This is a genomic window from Micromonospora sp. NPDC049004, assembly GCF_040649315.1.
GTDB lineage: Bacteria > Actinomycetota > Actinomycetes > Mycobacteriales > Micromonosporaceae > Micromonospora.
The window spans coordinates 172,948-197,956 of record NZ_JBEZFG010000003.1 but is presented as its reverse complement, the minus strand read 5'-3'; the positions used below and the strand labels follow the sequence as shown (position 1 = coordinate 197,956).

Genomic DNA, 25,009 nt, shown 5'->3' with positions numbered 1-25,009 from the left:
CGACGCGTCAGCCGGTGAACAGTTTCGCCGCGGTGATGGCGGTCTGGACGATGCCGTATCCGAGCAGCGCCGCGACCAGCAGCCAGGACACCCAGAGTCGACCGGTCTGGGTGCCGACGTGCTCGGGCACCGCAGGGGTGCTCTGCGGGCCGAGGGCGACCGGCTCGGTGACCGTGGCCTTGGCCACCGGCGACGTCGGTCCCCGGTCCGGCTCGTGGAACCGGTCGGGCACGGGACGCACCAGCAGGTTGGCGATGAAACCGATGGCCAGGATGCCGACCATGGTGAACAGCGCGGGCCGGTACGCCGAGGCGGTCAGGGTGCCGGGCTTGCCCTGCGTGTCGAGGATCCCGTTGACGATCAGCGGCCCGGCGACACCCGCGGCCGACCACGCGGTCAGGATCCGGCCGTGGATGGCGCCGACCTGGAAGGTGCCGAACAGGTCCCGCAGGTACGCGGGCATGGTGGCGAAGCCGCCGCCGTAGAAGGAGATGATCGCGGCGGCGACCAGCACGAAGACCGCCGTCGCGGCGTGGCCGGCGACGGCGAGCAGCACGTACAGCACCATGCCGACGCCGAGGTAGACCATGTAGATGGGCTTGCGGCCGATGAGGTCGGACGTCGTCGACCAGACGAACCGGCCGGCCATGTTGAACAACGACAGCACACCCACGAAACCGGCCGCCGCCGACACCGACACCGCGGTGGAGCCGTTGTCCCGGAAGAAGTCCTGGATCATCGGGCTGGCCTGCTCCAGGATGCCGATGCCGGCCGTGACGTTGCAGAACAGCACGATCCACAGCAGCCAGAACGACCGGGTACGTACCGCGTTCGTCGCGGACACGCTCGCCCGTGTCACGAGGGGGCGGCTGGCGACGCTGGCGGGATCGAACCCGGCGGGCCGCCAGTCCGGTGCCGGAACCCGGACGTTGAACGGGCCGAACATCATGATCACGAAGTAGCCGAGGCCGAACGTGACGAAGAGCGCCACGAGGGCGTGGCCCGACGCGACGGCTCCCGGATTGTCCGGGTTGTAGTTGGAGTCGTACAGCGAGAGCAGTTGGCGTGCGAGCGGGCCGGCGACCAGGGCGCCGCCGCCGAACCCCATGATGGCGAGGCCGGTGGCGAGACCCGGCCGGTCCGGGAACCACTTGATCAGCGTGGAGACGGGCGAGATGTAGCCGATGCCCAGCCCGATGCCGCCGATGACGCCGTAGCCGAGGTAGAGCAGCCAGAGTTGCTGGGTCGCGATGCCGATCGCGCCCACCAGGAACCCGGTGGCCCAGAAACAGGCGGAGACGAACATGGCCCGGCGAGGGCCGTTTCGCTCCACCCACCGGCCGCCCACCGCCGCCGACGAACCCAGCATGACGATGGCGATGCTGAAGATCGCCCCGATCGCCGTCTGGCTGGTGTCGAAGTGCGCGATGAGGGAGTTCTTGTAGACGCTCGTCGCGTAGACCTGGCCGATGCAGACGTGCACGGCCAAAGCCGCGGTCGGGATGAGCCAGCGGCTGTATCCCGGGGGAGCGACGGTGTGCCGAGGGTTGAATACCGACAGCATGGGGTCCGCACCTCCTGCGACTGAACGGGCAGACGGCGGGGCAGAGCTGCCCGTGCCGGTAGCCGACAGAGCGGTGCCGCCCCCGGTGGCGGCCCGGTGCACGCCTGCGTCAGCCGCTGACCGGCTGCATTCTCACGTTACGTGGCGGCAGGTTCGCACTTCGTCATAACTCCGAAACGCGGAAGTGCTGGTGGCGGGCTCGCGCTCCTGCTCCGTGCCAACCGGCCTCGCTAGGCGGCCACCGACGGGTCCGGTCCCGGTGTGCGGGGAACGGCGCCGGTGGTCTCCAGGATGAGCGTGGCGACCAGATCCGGGTCGTCGCTCATCGGCACGTGCCCGCAACCGGCAAGCGTCACCACGCGGGCCGCCGGCAGCCCGGCCCGGGCGCGCTCGGCCTGGTGGACGGCGAAGATGCGGTCATGGTCGCCCCAGCCGATGGTCACCGGCACCGCCGCGTCGGCCAGCCGGAGGCAGTCGAAGCGGTAGTCGCGGGAGGCTCGGGCCACGGCGTTGAAGCCCACCGCTCGCCGCAGGGCGAGCGCGTCGCCCACCGCGCGGTCGACGTCCAACAACGTCGGGCGGGCCATCAGCGGCGCGAAGCACAACGCCCGCAGGTACGCCGAGCGCAACGCCACCCGCATGATCGGGGTGGGCAGGCGCGAGTTGGCCCGCAGCATCCTGAGGATGGCCAGTGCCCGGCGCCGCTCCGCCGGTGTGAAGAAGCCAGCGGGGGAGAAGGCGGTGGCCGACGCGACCGCCCCGGTCGCGGCCAGCTCCAGACCGATCGCCCCACCGAGGCTGTAACCGGCCACATGCGGACGCTCCAGCCCCCACTCGGTCAGGACGGGCAGCATCGCGGCGACGGTGGCGGCCATGTCGGCGGGCATCCCGGTGTCGGGCACCGGTGAGTTCCCGAAGCCGGGCAGGTCGAGGGCGATCACCTCGTGGTGGGCGGTGAGCCTGTCGAACACGGGCTCCCACGCCTGGTGGCGGTGACCGATGCCGTGGATGAGCACGAGCGGTTCACCGCTGCCCGCGCGACGGAAGTGGATGCTCATCTGCGCCCCTCCACCGACGACCTGCCGAAGGACCGGCCGAGCTGGCGTACCTCGTCCTCCATCTGACCGACCATCGTGCGGCCGCCCAACCTGGTGATCAGCGCGTCCGAGAGGCCGCTGAGCACCACCGGCCGCAGCGCCTGCACCAAGGCCAGCGACCGTGGCACGTACACCTTGCGTCTGCGGCGTTCGATGCCGCTCAGCAGTGCGTCGGCGCACTGCTCGACAGGGACGACTGTGGACAGCGGCCACGGCAGCCGGCGCAGCGTGGCGTTGAACGACGCCAGGTCGGCACGGATGTCGCGGACCAGGTCGGTGTCGATCCAGATCGGATGCGCGGTGCCGACGGTGACGCCAGCCGAGCGCGTCTCCAGGCGTAGCACGTTGGCGAACTGCTCCACGCCCGCCTTGGACGCGCAGTAGGCAGCCATGCCGGGCATCGCCGTGAAGGCCGCGGCCGACGAGACGATCAGGACGTGACCCCGCGCGGCGGTGACGTGCGGCAGCGCCGCGCTGACGGTGCGGATCGCGCCGCAGAGGTTCACCTCGACGGTACGCACCAACGCGTCGACCGGCCCTACGGCAACGGTGCCGAGGTTGGCGATGCCGGCGTTCGCCACCACCACGTCGAGACCACCGAACCGCTCCACTGTGGAAGCCACCGCGGCGTCCAGCGCCGCCTGGTCGGTGACGTCGCACTCGTACCAGTGCGCGCCGAGCTCGTCGCCGAGCTGCCGGAGCCGCTCGCCCTCCAGACCCGCCAGCGCGACCCGGGCGCCCCGGGCGACGACCGCGCGGGCCAGTTCGGCGCCGATGCCGCGTGCCGCGCCAGTGATGAAGATGGTCCGGCCCGCCAGGTCATACCGCATCGGCGTGCTCCCGTTCCGGTTCGTTGGGGCTGTGGCCGGCCGTGATCAGCCGGTGGTCGGCGGGGTGGAACCGGCGCAGACGCATCCGGAAGCTGGTGGCGAAGCCCGGCCAGATGGTGGTGTTGCGGCCGGTGGCGTCGAGATACCAGCTCGAACAGCCGGTCTGCCAGACGGTCCCGGCCATCTTCCTGTCGATCTGTTCGGTCCAGCGTCGTTGGGCCTCCGTGGTCGGCTCGATGGCCTGCGCGCCGGTGGCCCGCAGGTGGCGCAGAGCCGCGAGCACCAGGCGCAACTGCGCCTCGATCATCAGCACCACCGAGGTGTGCCCGAGCCCGGTGTTCGGGCCGAGCAGGAAGAACAGGTTGGGGAAGCCGGCGATGGTCGTGCCCCGGTACGCGTGCATGCTGGGCGCCCAGGCCGTACCCAGGCTGCACCCGCCGCGGCCGTGGATGCGCCGCACCACGGGGGAGTCGGTGACGTGGAAGCCGGTGCCGAGGATGATCGTGTCCGCCGGGTGGTGCACGCCGTCGGCGGTGACCAGGCCGTCCGGCACGACCCGGGCGATGCCCTCGGTGACCACGTCGACGTTCGGCCGGGTGAGCGACGGCCAGTAGTCGTTCGAGATCAGGACCCGTTTGCAGCCCATGGCGTACCGGGGGGTGAGCTTGTCCTGCAGGGCCGGGTCGGTGACCTGACGCCGCAGCGTCCGCAGGGACAGCCGGGAGGCGAGGCGGTTGACCGTCGGGTGCAGGAAGCCCAGACCCATGGTCTCGCGGAGCAGGTACAGCCCGGCCCTGGCGGCCCGCTGCACGCCGGGGACGGTGCGGAACGCGGCCTGCTCGACCCGGCTGATGCGGCGCGAGCGCCTCGGCATGATCCAGGCGGGGGAGCGCTGGAACAGCGTCAGTCTCTCGACGGCCGGCTGGATCCGCGGCACGAACTGGACCGCCGACGCGCCGGTGCCGATGACCGCGACACGGCGGCCGGTCAGGTCGTGGTCGTGCCGCCAGCGGGCGGAGTGGAAGACCGTGCCGGCGAACTCGTCGATTCCCGGCAGATCGGGGATGGCGGGCTCGCTCAGGGGGCCGGCCGCGCAGATCAGCACCCGGGCCGTGTGATCCCCGCCGGAGGTGCGCAGCAGCCAGCGTTGGCGCTTGTCGTCCCAGCGTGCCTCGTGCACCTCGTGGCGCAGCCGCAGCTTCGGGCCGATCCCGAAGCGGTCGACGCAGCCGCGTAGGTAGTCCCTGATCTCCGGCTGGCTGGAGAAGGTGGTGGACCAGCGGGGATTGGGGGCGAAGGAGAAGGAGTAGAGGTGCGACGGGACGTCGCAGGCGCAGCCGGGGTAGGTGTTGTCCCGCCAGGTGCCGCCGACGTCGTCGCCCCGGTCGAAGACGAGGTAGTCGTTGAAGCCGGCCCGTTGCAGGGCGATGGCCGCGCCCAGGCCGCCAAAACCGGCCCCGACGATGGCAACGTCCGTGTCCATCAGTCCTCCAGATGCTCGGACGCGACGTCCGGTCCGGCCGGCGAGGGCCAGGGCGGATCACCCACGCCGGTGATCCGTACGCCGCCCCACGGGTCGACCTCGGCCAGTCGGGCGGGCCGGGCCCGGTCGGCGATGCGCAGCTCGACGTCGCGGCGACCGGAGCGCAGCAGTCGTGCGACGGTCGGGTCCGGCTCGATGCGCCCACCCCAGTGGAAGCGGCCGTCGACGGGTTCCCACCGTCCGCTGAGGTGTGCCCGTACCGCGTTGCCCGCGATACTCGCCGGACCGTGATAGCTCACGGCACGATCCGTTCGTGGGCGCGGGTCAGCTCGGGTGGCAGGTCGGCGCTGGCCCGGACGCCCTCGATCCCGCTCCAGAGCAGGGTGGTCAGGTAGCCGGTGAGGGCGCTGCGGCTGAGCGGCTGTCCGTGTGTGGTCCACCAGTCGCCGACCGCCTGCACGAACCCCACCAGGCCGTACGCCCAGGGTTCGGCCGGGCCGGCGTCCAGGCCGAGCGCGCGCAGCCGGTCGCCGATCACCCGGGCCAGCCCGGCGGCCACCTGCCGACTGGTCCCGGCGACGACCTGGTGGATGCCGGGTTGCCCGGACTGGCTCATGAGGAACCGGTAGAGCGCGGGCTGTGACTCGATCACGCCGAGGTACGCGTCGATCGTCGCCTCGACCAGGGCGCGTTCCTCTCGGACCTGCTCGATCGCGGGCGCGATGGCGTCCACGACCCGGGCCGCCACCACCTCGCTCACCGCGATCCAGAGCTGCGACTTGTCGGTGAAGTAGCGGTAGAGCACCGGCTTGCTGACGCCGGCGATGGCCGCCACCTGGTCCATGTCGACCTCGGGTCCGTGCCGCAGCAGGGCCTGTACGGCGGCGCCGACGAGCGCCTGTCTGCGCTGCTCGCGATGGCCTGCCCAGCGGTCCCGGCGACCGTTGCCCTTCACTCTCGGGGCGTCGGCGTCGGATGCGCCCGGCGGGTCGGATCCATTGACATCCTTACGCGGCGATTGCATGCTACTACTCGTAACAGTTACCGGTCGTCACGTCAATATGGAGGAACCATGGAGACGGCGGAACCCCAGGGCGCTGCGGTCGCCGAACGGCTGCTCACGTCGTCGCTGCGGACCAGCTACGACCCGGTGGTCGAGATCGACTGGGACGCGCCGCACACCCCGGGCGCCTACTGGCTTCCGCCGCACCGCAGCAGCCTCTACGGCACCCCGCTCTGGTCCGGGTTGAGCGAGGAGCAGCGGATCGAACTCACCAAGCACGAGGTGGCCAGCGCGGCCAGCGCCGGTCTGTGGTTCGAGACGATCCTCATGCAGATGCTGATCCGGCACTACTACGACGCCGACCCGACCAGCCCGCGCGCCCAGTACGCGCTGACCGAGGTCGCCGACGAGTGCCGGCACTCGATCATGTTCGGTCGGCTGATCGAGGCGATGGGCTGTCCCGTCTACCGGGCGGACCCGCTCGACCACCTGCTCGGCCGGTTCCTCAAGGCGACCGCCAGCGGCCCCCGGATGTACGCCGCGATCCTCGTCGCCGAGGAGATCCTCGACGCGTTCCAGCGCGAGATCATGGTGGACGAGTCGCTGCAGCCGCTCATCCGGATGGTCTCGCGCATCCACGTCGTCGAGGAGGCGCGACACGTGCGGTTCGCCCGCGACGAGCTGGCCCGCCAGGTCGCGGCTGCCGGACCGGTGGGCATGGCGTACGCCCGCCTGCTGGTCGGTCGTGCCGCACACTCGATCGCCAACCGTCTCGTGCACCCCGACGCGTACGCGGCGGTGGGGATCCCGCCGGCGGTGGGCCGGGCCGCCGCCCGCGCCAACCCGCACTGGCAGGCCACGCTGCGGTGGTCGGCGGCCCGGGTGCACGACCACCTCGCGGGCGTCGGGCTGGTGGGCGGGCCGGGGCGGCGGTTGTGGGCCCGGGCCGGGCTGATCTGACGGCCGTCGTCCGGGCGGGCGCGGCGTCGACGGGTTCTGCCGGCGGCGGGACGGTGGCGATGAACTGCCCACATCAGGCAGCCGTCAGGCACGCCCGATCCGCGGCTCGTGCCGGCCGGTGAGGCGCAATCCGACACCGCGTACGGCCTCGATCGTGGCACCGGCGCCGAGGGCCCGCAACTTGGGGCGCAGCCGCTTCACCACAGACTGCACGTCCGCTCTGCGCTCGCGTCCCTCGTCGTGCCAGACCGACCGGTGCAGCTCGGCGTAGCTCCAGATCCGGACCGGTTCGGTGATCAGGCAGGTCAGCAGGTCGTGCTCCAGCCGGGTCAGGTCGACCTCGCGACCCGCGTACCGGGCGGTGGACCGGGCCGAGTCGATGACCAGGGCGGGCTCGGGCTCGACGGTGGGCGTCGGGCTCGACTGTGGCTCGCCGAGGGGGCCGGCTCGTTGCTGCGGCACCGCGATCAGCCGGCGCAGCTCGTCGAGGTCGGCCACCAGCAGCAGCGGCGCGATTCCGTCGAGACGCTCCGCGAGCCGGATGCGCTCGGTAGGGGACGGCGTCACCGCGATCAGCAACGGAAACGGCTCGTCGGTCGGGTCGGACCCGTCCGCCGCCGTCTCGTCGTCCTCGGCCACCACACCGCCCGGGATCGATGGGCATCCCTGCCCAGCTGTCGTCATGGTCCTGACAATGATTGGCAAGCGCGCCGCCAGCAGGGCAACCGTTAGCGACAAGTTGCTCACAGCAAGTTCTTGATCGTCCTTTCCTCTCGATCATAGTGTCCACTCGGGCAACCGGCGTGACCCGCGCGGTGCATGGGGAGGCATGAGGGGGTCCGTTCGCTCGGCTCCACCGAGCTGGATCTCGCGCACTCTCACCATGGCCCACTACACCCCTGGGTCGTTCTGAGGGAGGCAGCACCGATGTTCAGACGTCCACAATGGAGACGCACGGCCAGATCGCTGGTCAGCGCCAGCGCGGCGACGATCCTCGCCGCCACATGCCTGGTCAGCGTCAGCTCCGGCGCGCAGGCCGCGCCCGGTTCGCTGGGAGCGGGCACCGCCGCCGGGGACAAGATCCGCCCGGAGCTGGCCCGCCAGCTTGAGGCCAAGACCGCAGGGGACTTCTGGATTCGGTTCAAGGACCGGGCCGACCTGAGCAAGGCCAGTGCCATCAAGGACTGGACGAAGCGCGGCGCGGCAGTCGCGCAGACGCTGCGGGAGACCGCCGCCGGGAGCCAGGGCAAGATCCGCGCCGAACTCGACAGCTCGGGTACGAAGTACCAGACCTTCTGGGCCACCAACGCCATCAAGGTGAACAGCGGCTCCCTGGCGATGGCGCAGAAGTTCGCCGCCCACGCCGAGGTCGAGGGCCTCTACGCCCCGGTCGCCTACAAGCTGCCCGAACTCACCAAGGGCACCGACGAGAAGACCGTCAACTCCGTCGAGTGGGGCGTTGCCAACATCAACGCCGACGACGTCTGGTCCCAGTACGGCGTCACCGGCGAGGGCGTCACCATCGCCAGCATCGACAGCGGCGTGCAGTACGACCACCCGGCGTTGGTGAACTCCTACCGCGGCAACAACGGCGACGGCACGTTCGACCACAACTACAACTGGTTCAACGCCGCCGGGACGTGCGCCGACGCGCCCTGCGACGACGACGGCCACGGTACGCACACCATGGGCACCATGGCCGGCTCCGCCGGCGCGAACCAGATCGGTGTCGCGCCCGGCGTCAAGTGGATCGCCGCGAACGGCTGCTGCCCGACCGACGCGGCGCTGATCGAATCCGGCCAGTGGATGCTCGAACCGACCGACCTGCGCGGTCAGAACCCGGACGCCAGCAAGCGGCCGAACATCATCAACAACTCCTGGGGCACCCGGAACCCGTCGAACGAGCCCTTCATGGAGGACGTGACGCTGGCCTGGGCCGCGTCCGGCATCTTCGGGGTCTTCTCCAACGGCAACAGCGGGCCGGCGTGCCAGACCAGCGGCTCACCGGGAAGCCTCGCCAGCAACTACTCAGCCGGCGCGTACGACGTCAACAACACCATCGCGAGCTTCTCGGCGCGCGGCGTCGGGCAGAACGGCGAGATCAAGCCCAACATCTCCGCGCCCGGCGTGAACGTCCGGTCGAGCGTTCCCGGCAACGGGTACGCCGCCGCCAGCGGCACGTCGATGGCCGCCCCGCACCTGGTGGGCGCGATCGCCCTCCTGTACTCGGCGGCGCCGTCGCTGATCGGTGACGTCGACGGAACCCGCGCGCTGCTCAACGGCACCGCTGTCGACAAGGCCGACGACCAGTGCGGCGGTACCGCCGCGGACAACAACGTCTGGGGTGAGGGCCGGCTGGACGCCCTCGCGCTGCTCAACGCCGCCCCGACCGGCGACGTCGGCACCCTGGCCGGCACGGTCACCGACGCGGCCACCGGCGCACCGATCGCCGGCGCGACAGTGACCCTCACCGGTCCGGCGTCGCGTGAGATCACCACCGGCGCCGACGGCACCTACTCGACCCAGGTCCCGACCGGCGACTACCAGGTCGTCGTGTCGGCGTTCGGCTACGGCAGCACCACGAAGTCCGCGACTGTTGCCAACCGCGCGACCACGACGCTCGACGTCGCCCTGACGGCGGTGCCGCGCGTCAACATCACCGGCTCGGTCACCGACGGCTCCGGCCACGGCTGGCCGTTGTACGCGAAGGTGACCGTGAGCGGCCCGTCCGGCGTGTACGACTACACGACGCCCTCGAACGGCCGATACAGCATCACGCTGCCGGCCGGGCAGACGTACACCCTGACGTACGAGGTGCAGTACCCGGGCTACCAGAGGGTCACCAAGGAGGTCGTGGTCGGCACCCGGAACGTGACCGCCAACGTCGCGGTGCCGGTCGACACCACCAGGTGCACGACGGCGCCCGGCTACACGTTCGGCTCCGACGGCGAGTACGAGACCTTCGACGCGACGACCACCCCGGCCGGTTGGACGGTGGTGGACAACGCGGGCAGCGGTCAGGTCTGGAAGTTCACCGACGACGGCGGTCGGGGCAACCTGACCGGTGGCACCGGCAACTTCGCGATGATCGACAGCGACGACTACGGCGCGGGCACCAGCCAGGACACCTCCCTGGTCAGCCCGGTGGTCGACCTGACCGGCGTCACGGCCCCGGTCATCCGGTTCAACCAGGACTTCAACCAGCTCAACGACGACACCGCAGACGTCGACCTGAGCATCGACAATGGCGCGACCTGGACGAACGTGCTCCGACAGGAGACCGACGTCCGGGGCCCGAAGCTCACCGAGATCCCGATTCCGCAGGCGGCCGGCAAGGCGCAGGTCCAGGTGCGGTTCCACTACTACGACGCCTCGTACGAGTGGTGGTGGGAGGTCGACAACGTTCTCATCGGCAGTCAGGTCACCTGCGTGCCGGTCGACGGCGGTCTGGTCGTGGGCAACGTCCGCGACAAGAACGACAACAGCTACGTCAACGGCGCCACCGTCACCAGCAACGACCGGCCCGCCGAGAAGGCGGTCACCGTGGCGACCCCGGACGACCCGGGACTGCCCGACGGGTTCTACTGGATCTACTCGACGCTGACCGGCACCCACAAGTTCACCGCGACGGCCGGCAACTACGTCAGCCAGAGCAAGCAGGTCGACGTCGAACCCGACTGGGCCACCGCCGCGAACTTCGTCCTCGCGGCCGGCCGGTTGTCGGTGACACCCACCCAGTTGAGCGCGACGGTCCAGATGCCCAGCGGCAAGGCCACCAGGACGTTCACCGTGACCAACACCGGCGGAGCACCGGTCGAGGTCGGCTTCGGCGAGCGGGACAACGGCTTCGAGTTGCTGCGGGCGGACGGTTCCCGGGTGACCCGGCAGCAGGTGCTCGGCGCGGCCGGCGCACCGGAGCAGCGGCTGAGCGTCCCGACGTCGTTCGCGGCCAGGGCGTCCGGCAAGGCGACGTCGGCGACCACCGCCGCGGCCGGCCTGCAGGCCGCCCCGTGGACGGACATCACCGACTTCCCGACCAACATCATGGACAACCGGGTCGTCACCCTGGACGGCAAGGTGTACTCGATCGGCGGTGGCGACGGAAGCGCCTCCACCGCGAAGACCTACGCCTACGACCCGGTCGCGCAGACCTGGACGGCGGCGGCCGACCTGCCGGGCGCCCGTAACGCGCTGACCGTTGGCGTGGTCGGCGGGAAGATCATCGCAACGGGTGGCTGGGGCGCCGAGGGCCCCGACGCCGCCACCTGGTCGTACGACCCGGGGGCCAACAGCTGGACCGAACTGGCCGACAACCCGGCGCCGCGTTCCGCGGCCGGGCAGGCCGTCGTCGGCGGCAAGCTCTACGCCGTCGGCGGCTGCACCACCGCGGAATGTGTGCCGATGTCGAACACCGTGGTCCGCTACGACCCGGGCACCGACGCCTGGGAGACGCTGGCGAACTACCCGAAGTCGGTGGCCTTCGCCTCCTGCGGCGGGATCGACGGTGTTCTCTACTGCACCGGTGGCAACGACGGCACCGCGGCGCAGAAGGCCAGCTACGCCTACGACCCGGGTGCCAACACGTGGACCGCCATCGCCGACGCGCCGACGGACAACTGGGCCAGCTCGTACGCGGTGGCCAGCGGCAAGCTCCTCGTCGTGGGTGGTTCGCAGGGCGGCGCCATCAGCAACGCCGGCTTCGCCTACGACCCGGCCACCAGCTCGTGGTCGAACCTGCCGAACGCCAACACCGCCCGGTACCGGGGTGGCGCGGCGTGTGGCTTCTACAAGATCGGTGGCTCGTCGGGCAGCTTCAACGCGGCACCGGACAGTGAGGTGCTGCCGGGCTTCGAGGGGTGTGTCGAGGCGGCGGCCGACGTGAGCTGGATGACGATCGACAAGTCGACTGTCACCCTCGCGCCGGGGGAGAAGGTCACTGTCACCGTCGGGATGACGGCGAACGTGGACCAGCCGGGCACCTACTCGGGTGCGGTCACGATCAAGGAGAACACGCCGTACTCGGTGGCGCCGGTGGCGGTGACCATGACGGCGACGCCCCCGAAGACCTGGGGCAAGCTGATGGGCACGGTGACCGGGACCAGTTGCCAGGGCGCGACCTCGCCGATCGCCGGCGCGGTGGTCCAGGTGGACTCGTGGGCGATGTCGTGGACGTTCGCGACCGACAGCGCCGGCAGGTACGCCTACTGGGTGGACCGCCGGAACAACCCGCTCACGATGATCGTCGCCAAGGACGGCTGGAAGCCCCAGACCCGTCAGACGAGGATCGACACCACCACTCCCGCGGTGGAGAACTTCGCGCTGGCACCCATCCGGTGCTGACACCCTGCGGTAAGCGGTAGCGCACCATCCGGCCCGCCTGGTCCTCGACCAGGCGGGCCGGACCGGCCTTCGCGACGGCCGGGCGCGCGCTCAGACGGGCGCGAGCCGGAAGCCGACGCCGCGGACCGCGTGGATGGTGGTGGCGGCGTCGAGCCGGGCCAGCTTGCGACGCACCCGACGAACCACGGAGTGCATGTCGGACCCGCGGCCGAGGTGTCGGTTGCCCCAGACCTCAAGGTGCAGTCGCTCGTAGGTCCAGACCTGCCCGGGAGCGTCGACCAGGCAGAGCAGCACGTCGTGCTCCAGTCGGGTCAGGTCGATCTCCTGGTCGCGCCAGCGCAGCACCCGGCGGTCGGAGTCGACGCTCAGATCCGGCGGCGGCTGCGGGCTCGGCGCCACCTCCGCGAGCACGGTCTGGGCGGGGGGAGGTGCGACGGGGGGCATCTCGACCACCCCGAGGAACTCCCGCGCCTGGTCCACGTTCGAGACGATCAGGAAGGCGTCGGTCCCGCCGAGCAGGCGGGCCAACTGCCGGCGCTCAGCCGGCGAGGACGCGATGCCGATGACCAGCGAGGCGACCGGAATTCCCTGCATTGCCCAACCCCTTCCGGTTCCCCACAATCACTCCGGATGGTTTTCGCACCGCCGAGGACGACCATCGATCGGCGTCCTGACCCTAGTGGTGGCTCGTCTCGGCTGGGTAAAACATAGTTGCATGTAAGCATGTGAATGACTGTCGACGTCACGGCCGTGCGGACGGCTTGGCGACAACGAAGGGTGGGCGGGGGTTCGGGAAGCGGGATCGCCCGGTTTTCTCCGGTGGTGACCGGCGGTTGTGACAGAACGAAGACAATCCACGGACGGCGTCCGGACCTGGCCGGCCGAACATGGTCGACATGCCTCACGGATCGTCGTACCCCGTCAGTCGGTCCTCGCCTCGACCCGCGCGGGCGCTGCCGTCCGGCGGCGCCGCCGTTGCGCCGGGCCTGCGGCTGCTCGCAGCGGCTGTCTGTTTCCTGTTCGCCCTGGGCCTCACCGGCCTGTTGTTCGTGTGGACCGACCGGGGTCAGTTGATCGACGGGCTGCTCCTGCCGCGTGCCGAACGGGGTGGCGGATACGAGCAGCCCGGCGATCTGTTCGGGCCGGCGACTGTCGTCCTGCGGCACTTCGGCCGGCCCTCGACGCTCGCCGCCCTGCTCGGCGGGGTGCTGGTGGTGGGTCTGCTCGGTCGTCGACTTCTGGCCGGCCTCACGGGTGTGGGCCTGGTGCTGTGCGCGGTCGTGACGGCCGGTGCGGTGAAGTCGGCACTGCCCCGTCCGGACTTCGCGATCGAGGGCTCGACCACCCACAACAGTTTTCCCAGTGGCCACGTCGCGGTCGCGACGGCTCTGGTGCTGGCCTACCTGCTGGTCCTGCCGGGCTGGGCCCGACGGTGGTCGGTCGTGCCGGGCGCGGCGGCTGTCTCGGTGATCGGCGCGGCCACGATGATCGCGGGCTGGCACCGGTTCAGTGACGTGCTCGGTGGCGTCCTGCTGAGTGCGGCGCTGTTCTGCCTGGCCGCGGCGGCGCTGACGCTCCGACGTGGCGGCGACGCGCCGCGCCCAGGTGCCATGCCGGTCGCCGGTCGCGCCTGGCGCGCGTTCGCCGAGGGGGCGGTGGGGTTGATCGTGCTCGGCTGGGTGGTTCGGGTGCTGCTGCCCGGTCCGGCCGCCGGACTGCCGTGGGGGCCGCTCGTGGCCATTTCGGCGGCGGCCGTGCTGACGGCGCTGGCGGTGGGCGTGGCGGTCTTCCTGGTGGCGTCGGTGGAGTTCACGGGACCGGTGGATCGGCCGCAGCGGGAGGCGGCCCACCCGGGGTCCATGGAGCGCCTGCTGGCGACGGACAGCAGGACGGCAGGGCGCTGACGGGTCGATACCCGACCCGCGAGACATCGACCAAAGGCGAATAAATCTCATGATGGGATACTGGACGGCATGCCACAGGTCCTGCTGATCGAAGATCACCAGACGGTCCGCGACGGACTGCAGCTGGCGCTCACCCGGCAGGGCCACTCGGTCGTCGCCGTGGCGACCGGCGAACAAGGCTTGGAACGACTGCAGACGGCGGCGTCCGACGTGGTGGTCCTCGATCTCATGCTGCCCGGTATGGACGGGTTCGAGGTTTGCCGCCGGATCCGGCAGCAGGGCGACCTGCCCATCATCATGCTCACCGCCCGCAACGACGACATGGACGTGGTTGCCGGCCTGGAGGCAGGCGCCGACGACTACGTGGTCAAGCCGGTGCAGGCCCGGGTGCTCGAAGCGCGCATCCGGGCGGTGCTGCGACGCACCGGCGGCGACTCGCGGCGCCCCGGCCCCGAGCGGCCCGGGCTGCACCAGCACGGCGCCCTGACCATCGACCGGGCCGCGCTGGTGGTCAGCAAGGACGGGGCGCCGGTCAGCCTGGCCCCGACGGAGCTGCGGCTGCTGCTCGAACTCTCGCACACGCCAGGCCAGGTGCTCAGCCGCCAGCAACTGCTGGAGGCCGTGTGGGAGCACGGGTACCTCGGCGACTCACGGCTGGTGGACGCCTGCGTCCAGCGGCTGCGCGCCAAGATCGAGGACGAGCCGTCGGCGCCGGTCTACATCCAGACGGTACGTGGCTTCGGATACCGGTTCGGGCCGCTGTGACCCCCTGGCACTGGGCCTGGGCCATGGCACTGGGCCTGCGCGTCCGCCTGCTCCTGGCCTTCGCCCTGCTGGGCGTGACCACCACGGCGGTGGTGGCCAGCGGAAGCTACTTCCAGGCCCGGACGGTCATCCTCCAGCAGGCGCAGGACGCGGCTGTGGCGTCGCTGACCGACGAGCTGTCGAAGGTGTATCCGATCGTCAGTCTGCCGCCGAACCAGGAGGAACTCGACATGCTGGCCCAGCGCCTCTCCGACCGGGAGGGGGACGCCGTGGTCCGCTACGGGGATCTGTGGGCGCAGAGCGTCGTCGACGAGTCCGACGTGCTCACCCCGGAGCTGCGGCAGGAGGTGGCGGGCGGTCGCATCGCCTGGCAGCGCGTCGATCGCCACGGCAAGCACCTGCTGCTCATCGGCACGCAGCTCAGGTTCGACAGGTCCGACGGAACGTCCGTGCCGTCGGGCGTGGAGGTCTACTCGGTGCGCAGCCTCGACTCCGAACAGCAGAGCATCGACCGGCTCGCCATGCTGGCGTGGGTGACCGGCGGTCTCTCCCTGATCCTCGCCGTCCTGCTGGCCCTGCTGGCCGCGCGGGGCGTGTTGCGGCCGGTACGGGAGCTGGGCCGCGCGGCACGCCGGCTCGGCGAGGGCGACCTGTCCACGCGGTTGACCGTTCGGGGTGTCGACGAACTGGCCGACGTGGCCCGCACCTTCAACGACACCGCTGGGACCCTGGAGCGTCAGGTCGGGGAGCTGCGGCGGATGGAGGCCGACGCGCGGCGCTTCGTGGCCGACGTGTCGCACGAACTCCGTACGCCCCTGGCCGCGATGACGGCGGTCACCGACGTGCTGGACGAGGAGGCGGACCGGCTGCCGGGGGACGCCGGCCAGGCCGCCCGGCTCGTCAGTCAGGAGACCCAGAACCTCACCCAGCTGGTCAACGACCTCATCGAGGTCAGCAGGTTCGACTCCGGCACCGCCCGGCTCGCCCTCGACGACGTCGACGTCGCGGCGGCGGTCAACGCGACCCTGCGGCTGCGCCGGTGGGCCGATCGGGTGGAGGCGGATCTGCCGTCCGGTGTCATCGCCCGGCTCGATCCCCGCCGGCTGGACGTCATCGTCGCCAACCTGGTCGGCAACGCCTTCCGGCACGGCCACGAGCCGGTGTCCGTACGCCTGCGCGCCGAACCGGACTGGATCACCATCGAGGTCGCCGACCACGGGCCGGGGCTGGACCCGGAGGTGCTGCCGCACGTCTTCGACCGCTTCTACAAGGCCGACACCGCGCGGACCCGCTCCGAGGGCAGCGGCCTGGGCCTCGCCATCGCGTGGGAGAACGCGCGACTGCACCGGCACGCCGGTCAGCCGGGAAGTCTGGTGGCGGGCAACACCCCCGACTGCGGAGCGGTGTTCACGCTGCGCCTGCCCCGGGTGGCGTCGGAGACCGTGGACGCCGGAGGCGTACGGTGATCGGCGCGTGGCGGACACGTCCGGCGCCGCGCCGACGTGTGACGCGGACGCTGCTCGCGGTCGGGCTTCTGCTCACCCTGCTCACTGCCGGCTGCGGAGTCCGGCCCAGCGACGTCATCACCGGCCGCGCCGCGGTGAGCGGGCCGTCCGCGGGCGCGGGTCTCTACCTCATCTCGCACGGCGAGCTGGCGCTCGTCCTGCGCGCGACGAAACCCGGCCCCGGTCCCTCGTCGCCGGCCGACGCGCTCGCGCTGCTCGCGGCCGGTCCCACCCCGACCGAGCGGGAGGCGGGGCTCAGCAGCGAGGTGCCATCCGACGCCGCGCCGGCCAAGGTGGCGCCGAGCGTCGACGAGCCCGGCATCACGGTGACGATGTCGGGTGCCGTGCTGCCGCTGTCGACAGTCGCGGCCAACCAGATCATCTGCACCGTGGTGTTCTCCATGTCGGGAAACGGTGCCACCCCGGTCACCCTCGTCGGGCCGGACGGCACCCGGCCAGCGTGGCCCTGCTGGCTCGAGTGACCGGGGCGAACGCCGCTCACACCAGATCGACAGCCCGTGCCGGCCGGGGCAGCCCGAACGAGGCGACCCGGGGACCGTCGACGAGCGCGCCGGAGATCAGGATGTCGAGCAGGGCGGGAAACTCGATCCCGGCCCGCTGCCAGATCTGCGGGAACTGCGACGCGGCGGTGAATCCCGGGAAGGTGTTGACCTCGTTCACGATGGGCTCCGCGCCCTCGCCGGAGAGGAAGAAGTCGACCCGCAGCAGGCCTCGGCAGTCGAGGGCGTGGAAGGCGCGGATCGCCCGGTCCTGGAGCACCTCGGTGGTGGCCGGATCGAGCGGGGCGGGGATCTCAAAGACGGCCCCGCCGTCGTACTTCGCGTCGTAGTCGAAGAAGCCCGCGCCGTTCACCCGGATCTCCAGGGGCGGCCCGGCCTGCACCCGGCCGTCGGGGTACTGCAGGACGGCGACGTCGATCTCCCGTCCGCGTGCCCCCTGCTCGACGAGCACCTTCGGATCGACCTCGCGGGCCTGCTCGACGGCGGCGGGCAGCGCCGCCCAGTCCGTCACCCGGACCACGCCCAGGCTGGAGCCGGCCCGCGCCGGCTTGACGAAGACCGGCAGGTCCAGTCGCTGCCGCTCGGCCGGCGACAGGTGCTCCCCGGGTCGCAGGGTCACACCCGGGCTCACCCGCAGGCCGTCCGCGGCGAGGAGCCGCTTGGTGACGCCCTTGTCCATGCCCGCCGCGCTGGCGAAGACGCCGTTGCCGACGTACGGCACGCCGAGCCATTCCAGCAGCGACGCGACGGTGCCGTCCTCGCCGTACGGACCGTGCAGGGCCGGGAACACCACGTCCTGGGCGCGCAGCACCCGAAGCGCCTGCGGCAGGGGAGTGGGACGGCCGTCGACGTGCCACCCGCCGTCGGTGTCGATGAGCACCTCGGTGACCTGGTACCGCTCGTGGTCCAGCCCGGCCAGAATGCTCTCTCCCGAGCGCCGCGACACCTCGTGCTCGCCGCTCTGTCCGCCGTACAGCACTGCCAGTCGCGTTGTCATGCGACGTCCGCCCTTTCGTGGAGATGATCGCGGCCCACCCGGGCCCCGATGCCGGTCAAGATCTCGTTTGGGTTGGTGCCGGCCCAGCGCGCCCACTCGGTGGCGGTCGGCGGGGTGGCGTCGTCGCCGGCGGGGCCGAGCACGACGACCGGATCGCCGATGGTCACCGGCAGGTCACCGGCGTCGACCACGCACTGGTCCATGGCGATGCGCCCGACGATCGGGCAGCGCCGGCCGCCGAGCCACACCTCGGCGCGGCCCTCGGTGGCCCGGGGCAGCCCGTCGGCGTAACCGAGTGGCAGCAGCGCCAGCGTCGTCGGCGCGGAGGTCACGTGCTCCGGCCCGTAGGAGACACCCGTGCCGGCGGCCACCCGCTTCACGTTGACCACTGTCGTCCGCAGCGTCAGGGCCGCACGCAGCCCGAACGCGCCGGGGCCGAGCGCGCCGAACGGGTCGACGCCGTAGAGGGCCAGCCCGATCCGGCAGAGGTCGAAGCGGGTCCGGGGCGCCGACAGCGCCGCCGCCGAGTTGGCCAGGTGCACGAGGTCGGGATCGAGGCCGGCGCCGCGGGCGATGTGCAGCGCCTCGGCGAACGTCCGCACCTGACGGGCCAGCCCGGGGGTGCCGGGCACGTCCGCGTCGGCCAGGTGCGACCACACGCCGCGCACCCGGACGGTGCCCTCCACCTCGTACTTGCGGGCCCAGGTGACCAGGTCGGGCCAGTCGTCGCGGCCGGCGCCGTTGCGGGTCAGGCCGGTGTCGGCCTTGAGCTGCACCGTCGCGGGCACGCCGAGGCGCACTGCCGCGTCGGCCACGGCGTGCAGGTGGGTGATCGTCGAGACGCCGACGTCGACGCCCGCGTCGATCAACCTGTCGAAGTCGTCGTCCGGTCGGTGCAGCCAGCTCAAGGTGGGCGCGGTGATGCCCGCGTCCCGCAGGGCCAGCGCCTCGGACGCCGAGGTCACCCCCAGCCAGGTGGCGCCGGCGCGCAGCGCGGCCCGGGCGACCGGCACCGCCCCGTGGCCGAACCCGTCCGCCTTCACCACTGCCATCAGTTCGGTGTCGGTGACCGCGGCGACCGTGCGCACGTTGTCGGCGATCGCCCCGAGGTCGATCACCGCCTCGGCCAGCGCGCTCATCCGGCCACCGCCGCGCGACGCGTGCCGGGGAGCGCGAACAGCCAATGGCCGTGCAGCCGCAGCACGCCGCGGTGCACGGCCAGGCTCAGGCCGATCACGAGCGCGGTCAGCAGGATCGGGTAGCCGAGCACGAGCAGGCTCTGGGCGACCGGGTCCAGCCCCGAGACCGGGGCGGACAGCAGCCGGTGCAGCAGCGCGAGGAGCGGCATGTGGATGACGTAGATGGGCAGCGTGATGCGCCCGAGCGCGGCCAGCCGGTCGCTGAGGGCGGGCCGCCGCGCCAGCCGGGCGGCGGCGGTGACGCCGAACGCCACCGCCACGACGGAGACCACCGGCCACACGCCGAACCACCGCTGGGCGCCGGCCGCCGCCATCGCGACGAGTGCGACGGCGTACGCCCCGGACGTCAGCACGAGTCGCCGCCGGGTGGCCGTGGCCGCCCACCGCTCGATCCACGGCCGCAGGTAGAGGCCGGCGAGGAAGAAGACCAGGTTCTGATAGAGACCCGCGCGGTTGCCCGGGGTGGCCAGCAGGCCGGCGGCCGCGACGGCGGACAACACTGCCGCGGGTACGCCCACCAGCAACCGGGGCAGCCGGCGGGTCGCCTTGGCGAGCGTGAAGTAGAGCGCCAGGGCGTACAGGTACCAGAGGTTGGAGGGCGTGACCGTGAGCTGCGCCAGCAGACCGAGGACGGACGTGGCCCGGTCGGTCGGGAAGTCCGGTGCCAGGGCGAGGACCGCCGTGTGGATCAGCAACCACACCGCGTACAGGTAGAGGAACCCGGCGATGCGGCTGCGGCCGACGGTGCGCCAGGGCCGCTGCACGGCGTTGGCCGCGAAGACGCCGGAGATGGTGAAGAAGAGCGGCATCCGCAGCGGCAGGAACTGCTCGCCGAGCGTGCCCCACAGGCCGGGCACCGGCAGGCCGACGTGCCAGTCGATCTGGAGGTAGTCCTTGACGACGACGTGCCACGCGACGACGAGGATGATGCACACGCCCTTCGCGGCGTCGGCCCACTGCACGCGCGGTGACCGGCCCGAGGCGACGCCGGCCTCGGGCCGCCGTCGGTGGCGGAACCGGACGCGCGTGTCGGCGTCGTACCCCTCTGGCCGCGATTCGGTGAAAGACAGCTCTTGGATCACTCAGCAGAAGGTGCCAGCCGGATATCCGCGCCCGATCCACGAATTGTCATGAACCGGTAATGGACTCGGCCGGATCGTCGTGCGGGAACCACGACCATCGAGCCGGCGACGCGTTGGGAACCGGGGGGAGCGCTACTAGGCTCGATCGCGGAGGTGCCGAACATGAAGCTCGGGCTGCACTACTGGAATTTCTCGACTCCGGCCGATCCGGCCGCCATCGCGCCGACCCTCACCGAGGCGGCGACCGTCGCCGAACAGGCCGGCGTGGCCTCGTTCACGGTCATGGACCACTTCTTCCAGATGGAGGCGCTGGCCCCGGCCGAGGAGCCGATGCTGGAGGCGTACACGACGCTGGGCTACGTCGCGGCGCAGACCCGCCGCATGACGCTCGGTGTGCTGGTCACCGGTGTGATGTACCGCTATCCGGGGCTGCTGGCCAAGACCGTGACGACCCTCGACGTGCTCTCCGGCGGCCGGGCCCGGCTCGGCATCGGGGCGTCCTGGTACGAGCGGGAGCAGCGCGGGCTCGGCGTGCCCGTGGTGCCGGTCGCCGAGCGGTTCGAGCGGCTGGAGGAGACGCTGCGGATCTGCCGGCAGATGTGGAGCGACGACAACGGGCCGTTCGACGGGCGGCACTACCAGCTTACGGAGACGATCAACTCGCCCCAGCCGTTGCGCCGTCCGCACCCGCCGATCATGATCGGCGGCAGCGGCGAGAAGAAGACGCTGCTGCTGGTCGCCCGGTACGCCGACGCCTGCAACCTGTTCGGCACGGGCGCCGAGGGGATCGCGCACAAGCTGGACGTGCTGCGCGGGCACTGCGCCGCCGAGGGCCGCGACTACGACAGCATCGAGAAGACCGTGCTGGCCAGCAAGCCGCCGCTGGAGGATCTCGACGCGTTCCTCGCCGAGGTGTCCGACTACGCCGCGCTCGGCGTCAGCGAGGTGCAGGTCACGCCGGACCGGCACCCCGTGGAGTTCGCCCGGCGGCTCGGCGACGAGGTGCTGCCGCGGCTGGCCGACATCGGCTGACGCGGGCGTGGCCGAGCATTGTGAACGCAAGGCCAATTCGCGGTGGATTGCTGGTGCGGCACCCGCCGAGTCGCAATGACAAGGTTCAAACAAATGGCTGCTCCGCCCGTCGGAAATTGTTTTTCCGGCGGGTCGGGCAGCCTCGCCGACCGCCACCGATCTGGAGTCGCCCGATCCAGGGCGAATTGCTGACGAGGAGCCGGCTGCTCGCCCACGACGACGAGGGCCGCCCTCCCGCCGGAGCGGGGGGACGGCCCTCGTCGGTGACCGGTCAGCGGACCGAGGCGGGGAACCTCTCCCACACCCGGTGCGCGGCCATCAACTGCTGCACTCCGGTCAGCGCCTCGGCGCCCGAGCCGGCGGACACGATGCCCGGGGTGCCGGCCACCCCGGCCTGCTCCAGCACGGTGACGCCGGCGCCCCAGGCGCCGATCGCCTTGGCGTGCCGCCAGCACTCCTCGACCAGGAGCAGCACGCGGGGATCGACTGTCGACGCGTCCGGCCGGCCGGCCTTGGCGTCGCGGGCGGGCAGCGCGTCCGGCGCGGGCACCGGCGCCCCGGCCAGCAGGAGCGCGTCCAGCTCGACCGACCGGCCGGTGGCGAAGGTCCGCTGGACGGGCATGTCGCCCACCATCCCGCCGTGCGGGGCGATCAGCAGCGGCACCATGCCGGCCTCGAACACGGCCCGGCGGACCTCGTGGACGCCGTCCAGGTCACCGTCGGGGTCCACGACGATCCCGACCATGCGACCGTCGGCGGGCCATGCCTTGCCGACCTGCGACAGGGCCGGGCTCGGCGCGACGTCGGCCAGCGGCACCGTCGGCTGCGGCGCGGGCAGCCCCAGGCCGGTGGCGACCTGCTCGCACAGCACCGGGTCGATGTTGGCGAGGCACTGGAGCTGGCGCTCCTTGATCGCCTGGTGGTAGCACTTGCCCAGCTCGAAGGTGTACGCCCGGATGATGTGCTCCTTCTCGACCGGCGACATGCTCAGCCAGAACAGGCGGACCTGGCTGTAGTGGTCGTCGAACGAGGCCGGGTTGGCGCGGACCTTGGGCGCCTGCGCCACGGTCACCGGCACGTCCAGGAACGCGTGCTGGGCGTCGCCGGCCGGGAAGGGGTTGCCACCGTCGAGCGAGTTCGGCCGGTACGGCGCCACTCCGGCGTGTACGGCGTGCTGGTGGAAGCCGTCGCGCAGCATGTCGTTGACGGCGGCGTGCGGGCGGTTGATCGGGATCTGCGCGAAGTTCGGCCCGCCGAGGCGGGTGAGCTGCGTGTCGACGTACGAGAAGAGCCGGCCCTGCAACAGCGGGTCGTTCGTGACGTCGATGCCCGGCGGCAGGTGGCCGAGGTGGAAGGCGACCTGCTCGGTCTCGGCGAAGAAGTTCGTCGGCGTCCGGTTGAGGACGAGCCTGCCGATCGGCTGCACCTCGGCCAGTTCCTCCGGGACGATCTTGGTGGCGTCCAGCAGGTCGATCCCGGCGAAGGTCTCCTCGGGGGTGTCGGGGAAGACCTGGATGCCGAGTTCCCACTCGGGGAACGCGCCGGCCTCGATCGCGTCGTAGAGGTCCCGACGGTGGAAGTCGGGGTCGATGCCGCCGAGCATCTGCGCCTCCTCCCAGGTCAGGGAGTGCACGCCGAGCTTCGGCTTCCAGTGGAACTTCGCCAGCACCGTCTCCCCGGCCTCGTTGACGAGGCGGAAGGTGTGCACACCGAAGCCCTCCATCGTCCGGTACGAGCGCGGGATGCCCCGGTCGGACATGTTCCACATGGTGTGGTGCTGCGCCTCGGTGTGCAGCGAGACGAAGTCCCAGAAGGTGTCGTGCGCGCTCTGCGCCTGCGGGATCTCCCGGTCGGGATGCGGCTTCGCGGCGTGGATGATGTCGGGGAACTTGATGGCGTCCTGGATGAAGAAGACCGGCATGTTGTTGCCGACCAGGTCGAAGGTGCCCTCGTCGGTGTAGAACTTCGTCGCGAAGCCACGGGTGTCCCGGACGGTGTCGGCCGAGCCGCGCGATCCGAGCACGGTGGAGAACCGGACGAAGACGTCCGTCTCGCGCCCCTTGGCGAGGAAGCCGGCCCGGGTGACCGCCTCGGCGGTGCCGTAGGCCGTGAACACCCCGTGCGCGCCGGCGCCCCGGGCGTGCACCACACGCTCCGGAATGCGCTCGTGGTCGAAGTGCGTGATCTTCTCGCGCAGGTGGTGGTCCTGGAGCAGCACCGGCCCCCGGGGTCCGGCCTTGAGCGAGTGGTCGGTGTCGCGCAGTCGGGCCCCGTTGGCCGTGGTGAGGTACGCGCCCTGCTGGCCCTTCGCGGTCGAAGGCACGCCGGTCTCGGCGCCGGTCGGCGTACGGGTCTGCGGTTGGCCCTGCTCCGGCTTCGGCGGCAGCGGGTCGTGGGGCGTGGTCGGTTCCTCGACCGGTGGGGGTGCGCTGCCCGGGGCGCCGGGCACCTCGGGCGTCAGAGCGTCGGCGATCTTCTCGGAGGCGGTCTTCACGACGTTCTTGACCGCCTCGGCGGGCTTGCTGGAATCCACTGGGTGAACCTCTCCATGGAGCGTTTGGGCAGGCCCCTGCACCCCTACCCCTGGTCGGAGGGTCGAAACGCGCGGTAGATCCGATCTGCGGGTGGGACTGGTGATTTCACCGATGCGGGGGTCGAGCGAAGCGGCGAAGACTGACGAACGTCGATATCGCTCGACTCTAGGGAGTGCCCGACGTGTCGTCACCAACCACCACCCGTCCCCGTTCCGGGCCCGCTCGGGCCGTCCGGCTCGCGCTGGCCGCCACACTGCTCGCCGCCGGCGTCCTCGCCGGTCCCGCCCCCGCGCAGGCGGCGAGCCCGTACGAGCGGGGCCCCGCCCCGACCGCCGCGATCCTGGAGGCCAGCCGCGGCCCCTTCGCCACCGCCTCGCAGAGCGTGTCCTCGCTGAGCGTCACCGGCTTCGGCGGCGGGGTCATCTACTACCCGACCAGCACCAGCGAGGGCACGTTCGGCGCCATCGCCATCTCGCCCGGCTACACGGCCGCCTGGTCCAGCATCAGCTGGCTCGGACCGCGCATCGCCTCGCACGGCTTCGTGGTGATCGGGATCGAGACCAACACCCGGCTCGACCAGCCGGACAGCCGCGGCCGGCAGCTGCTCGCCGCGCTCGACTACCTCACCGAGCGCAGCTCGGTGCGTAGCCGGATCGACAGCAGCCGCCTCGCGGTCGCCGGCCACTCGATGGGTGGCGGCGGCACCCTGGAGGCCGCGTCGGCTCGGCCGTCGCTCCAGGCCGCCGTGCCGCTGGCGCCGTGGAACCTGGACAAGAGCTGGTCCGAGTTGCGGGTGCCCACGCTGATCATCGGAGGCGAGAGCGACACTGTCGCGCCTGTCGCGTCGCACTCGGTGCCGTTCTACACCAGCATCCCGGCCTCGGCCGAGAAGGCGTACCTGGAGTTGAACGGCGCGAGCCACTTCTTCCCCCAGACGGTCAACACGCCGACGGCCCGGCAGATGGTGGCCTGGTTGAAGCGGTTCGTCGACGACGACACCCGCTACGAGCAGTTCCTCTGCCCGGGCCCGAGCGGGTCGGCGATCGAGGAGTACCGCAACACCTGCCCCAGCTACTGAGCGGGTCGGTTCGGGGCGGTCGCCGGTGGCGGCCGCCCCGGTCGCGTCGGCGCATTGAAGGTCTTGACGCCGCAACCGAGAAACGTACACTGCGAGTGTAAATAACACCCGCCAC

General features: G+C 71.5%; 20 protein-coding genes. 8 read left to right on the top strand and 12 right to left on the bottom strand.

What is annotated here, in order from left to right; genetic code table 11:
- Nucleotides 1–7: 7 nt before the first annotated feature.
- From AB0B97_RS10420 to AB0B97_RS10395, 6 genes are all read right to left on the bottom strand, one after another.
- Nucleotides 8–1,564 carry an OFA family MFS transporter gene (locus AB0B97_RS10420; RefSeq protein ID WP_357492422.1) on the bottom strand — a complete coding sequence of 519 codons (1,557 nt, stop codon included), beginning with the start codon at nucleotides 1,562–1,564 and terminating at the stop codon, nucleotides 8–10.
- Nucleotides 1,565–1,794: 230 nt separating this feature from the next.
- Nucleotides 1,795–2,622 (bottom strand): alpha/beta fold hydrolase, encoded by an 828-nt coding sequence (locus tag AB0B97_RS10415; RefSeq protein WP_357492420.1) that lies wholly within the window; start codon nucleotides 2,620–2,622, stop codon nucleotides 1,795–1,797.
- Complete coding sequence (locus tag AB0B97_RS10410) at nucleotides 2,619–3,491, bottom strand: SDR family oxidoreductase (protein ID WP_357492418.1); 873 nt, start codon at nucleotides 3,489–3,491, stop codon at nucleotides 2,619–2,621. Before AB0B97_RS10410 ends, AB0B97_RS10415 begins: the two co-directional genes overlap by 4 nt.
- The gene (locus tag AB0B97_RS10405) at nucleotides 3,481–4,974 is read right to left on the bottom strand and encodes an NAD(P)/FAD-dependent oxidoreductase (RefSeq protein WP_357492416.1); all 1,494 of its coding nucleotides are present in this window, start codon (nucleotides 4,972–4,974) and stop codon (nucleotides 3,481–3,483) included. The genes AB0B97_RS10410 and AB0B97_RS10405 overlap by 11 nt, the downstream gene beginning before the upstream one ends.
- Nucleotides 4,974–5,273: a DUF4873 domain-containing protein gene (locus tag AB0B97_RS10400; RefSeq protein WP_357492414.1), complete on the bottom strand. Its 300-nt coding sequence runs from the start codon at nucleotides 5,271–5,273 to the stop codon at nucleotides 4,974–4,976. Before AB0B97_RS10400 ends, AB0B97_RS10405 begins: the two co-directional genes overlap by 1 nt.
- Complete coding sequence (locus tag AB0B97_RS10395) at nucleotides 5,270–5,998, bottom strand: TetR/AcrR family transcriptional regulator (protein WP_357492412.1); 729 nt, start codon at nucleotides 5,996–5,998, stop codon at nucleotides 5,270–5,272. Before AB0B97_RS10395 ends, AB0B97_RS10400 begins: the two co-directional genes overlap by 4 nt.
- Nucleotides 5,999–6,046: 48 nt before the next feature.
- Here AB0B97_RS10395 and AB0B97_RS10390 point away from each other — a divergent pair, with 48 nt between their 5' ends.
- Entirely contained in the window at nucleotides 6,047–6,937 is an 891-nt protein-coding gene (locus AB0B97_RS10390; RefSeq protein ID WP_234588841.1) for a diiron oxygenase, read from the top strand.
- 84 nt (nucleotides 6,938–7,021) lie between these two features.
- On the opposite strand, the gene AB0B97_RS10385 is transcribed toward AB0B97_RS10390, so the two are convergent.
- Nucleotides 7,022–7,621, bottom strand: a complete 600-nt coding sequence (locus tag AB0B97_RS10385; protein WP_234588842.1) for a winged helix-turn-helix domain-containing protein — start codon at nucleotides 7,619–7,621, stop codon at nucleotides 7,022–7,024.
- A 243-nt stretch (nucleotides 7,622–7,864) separates the two neighbouring features.
- Between AB0B97_RS10385 and AB0B97_RS10380 the strand changes: the two genes are divergently transcribed.
- Nucleotides 7,865–12,277, top strand: a complete 4,413-nt coding sequence (locus tag AB0B97_RS10380) for a S8 family serine peptidase (protein ID WP_357492409.1) — start codon at nucleotides 7,865–7,867, stop codon at nucleotides 12,275–12,277.
- Between the two features lie 90 nt (nucleotides 12,278–12,367).
- Here the strand turns inward: AB0B97_RS10380 and AB0B97_RS10375 are convergent, their stop codons facing one another.
- Nucleotides 12,368–12,871, bottom strand: coding sequence for a winged helix-turn-helix domain-containing protein (locus AB0B97_RS10375; RefSeq protein ID WP_234588844.1), 504 nt, complete (start codon nucleotides 12,869–12,871; stop codon nucleotides 12,368–12,370).
- A gap of 302 nt (nucleotides 12,872–13,173) precedes the next feature.
- Here AB0B97_RS10375 and AB0B97_RS10370 point away from each other — a divergent pair, with 302 nt between their 5' ends.
- From AB0B97_RS10370 to AB0B97_RS10355, 4 genes are all read left to right on the top strand, one after another.
- Nucleotides 13,174–14,181, top strand: coding sequence for a phosphatase PAP2 family protein (locus AB0B97_RS10370; RefSeq protein WP_357492407.1), 1,008 nt, complete (start codon nucleotides 13,174–13,176; stop codon nucleotides 14,179–14,181).
- A 69-nt stretch (nucleotides 14,182–14,250) separates the two neighbouring features.
- A complete protein-coding gene (locus AB0B97_RS10365) occupies nucleotides 14,251–14,946 on the top strand; it encodes a response regulator transcription factor (protein WP_234588846.1) in 696 nt (231 codons plus the stop codon).
- Nucleotides 14,943–16,412 carry a HAMP domain-containing sensor histidine kinase gene (locus AB0B97_RS10360; protein ID WP_357492404.1) on the top strand — a complete coding sequence of 490 codons (1,470 nt, stop codon included), beginning with the start codon at nucleotides 14,943–14,945 and terminating at the stop codon, nucleotides 16,410–16,412. Before AB0B97_RS10365 ends, AB0B97_RS10360 begins: the two co-directional genes overlap by 4 nt.
- Before the next feature lie 38 nt (nucleotides 16,413–16,450).
- Nucleotides 16,451–16,933 (top strand): hypothetical protein, encoded by a 483-nt coding sequence (locus AB0B97_RS10355; RefSeq protein ID WP_234588851.1) that lies wholly within the window; start codon nucleotides 16,451–16,453, stop codon nucleotides 16,931–16,933.
- A gap of 16 nt (nucleotides 16,934–16,949) precedes the next feature.
- On the opposite strand, the gene AB0B97_RS10350 is transcribed toward AB0B97_RS10355, so the two are convergent.
- The 3 genes from AB0B97_RS10350 to AB0B97_RS10340 are packed head-to-tail and all read right to left on the bottom strand — an operon-like array spanning nucleotide 16,950 to nucleotide 20,130.
- The gene (locus AB0B97_RS10350; protein ID WP_357492402.1) at nucleotides 16,950–17,969 is read right to left on the bottom strand and encodes a D-alanine--D-alanine ligase family protein; all 1,020 of its coding nucleotides are present in this window, start codon (nucleotides 17,967–17,969) and stop codon (nucleotides 16,950–16,952) included.
- Nucleotides 17,966–19,108 carry an alanine racemase gene (alr, locus tag AB0B97_RS10345; protein WP_357492400.1) on the bottom strand — a complete coding sequence of 381 codons (1,143 nt, stop codon included), beginning with the start codon at nucleotides 19,106–19,108 and terminating at the stop codon, nucleotides 17,966–17,968. Before alr ends, AB0B97_RS10350 begins: the two co-directional genes overlap by 4 nt.
- A complete protein-coding gene (locus tag AB0B97_RS10340) occupies nucleotides 19,105–20,130 on the bottom strand; it encodes an acyltransferase family protein (RefSeq protein WP_357492398.1) in 1,026 nt (341 codons plus the stop codon). The genes alr and AB0B97_RS10340 overlap by 4 nt, the downstream gene beginning before the upstream one ends.
- Before the next feature lie 282 nt (nucleotides 20,131–20,412).
- Between AB0B97_RS10340 and AB0B97_RS10335 the strand changes: the two genes are divergently transcribed.
- Entirely contained in the window at nucleotides 20,413–21,282 is an 870-nt protein-coding gene (locus AB0B97_RS10335; RefSeq protein ID WP_357492396.1) for an LLM class F420-dependent oxidoreductase, read from the top strand.
- 271 nt (nucleotides 21,283–21,553) lie between these two features.
- Here the strand turns inward: AB0B97_RS10335 and AB0B97_RS10330 are convergent, their stop codons facing one another.
- A complete protein-coding gene (locus AB0B97_RS10330; protein ID WP_357492394.1) occupies nucleotides 21,554–23,815 on the bottom strand; it encodes a catalase in 2,262 nt (753 codons plus the stop codon).
- A 182-nt stretch (nucleotides 23,816–23,997) separates the two neighbouring features.
- Here AB0B97_RS10330 and AB0B97_RS10325 point away from each other — a divergent pair, with 182 nt between their 5' ends.
- Complete coding sequence (locus tag AB0B97_RS10325; RefSeq protein WP_357492392.1) at nucleotides 23,998–24,894, top strand: alpha/beta hydrolase; 897 nt, start codon at nucleotides 23,998–24,000, stop codon at nucleotides 24,892–24,894.
- The last annotated feature ends 115 nt before the right edge of the window (nucleotides 24,895–25,009 follow it).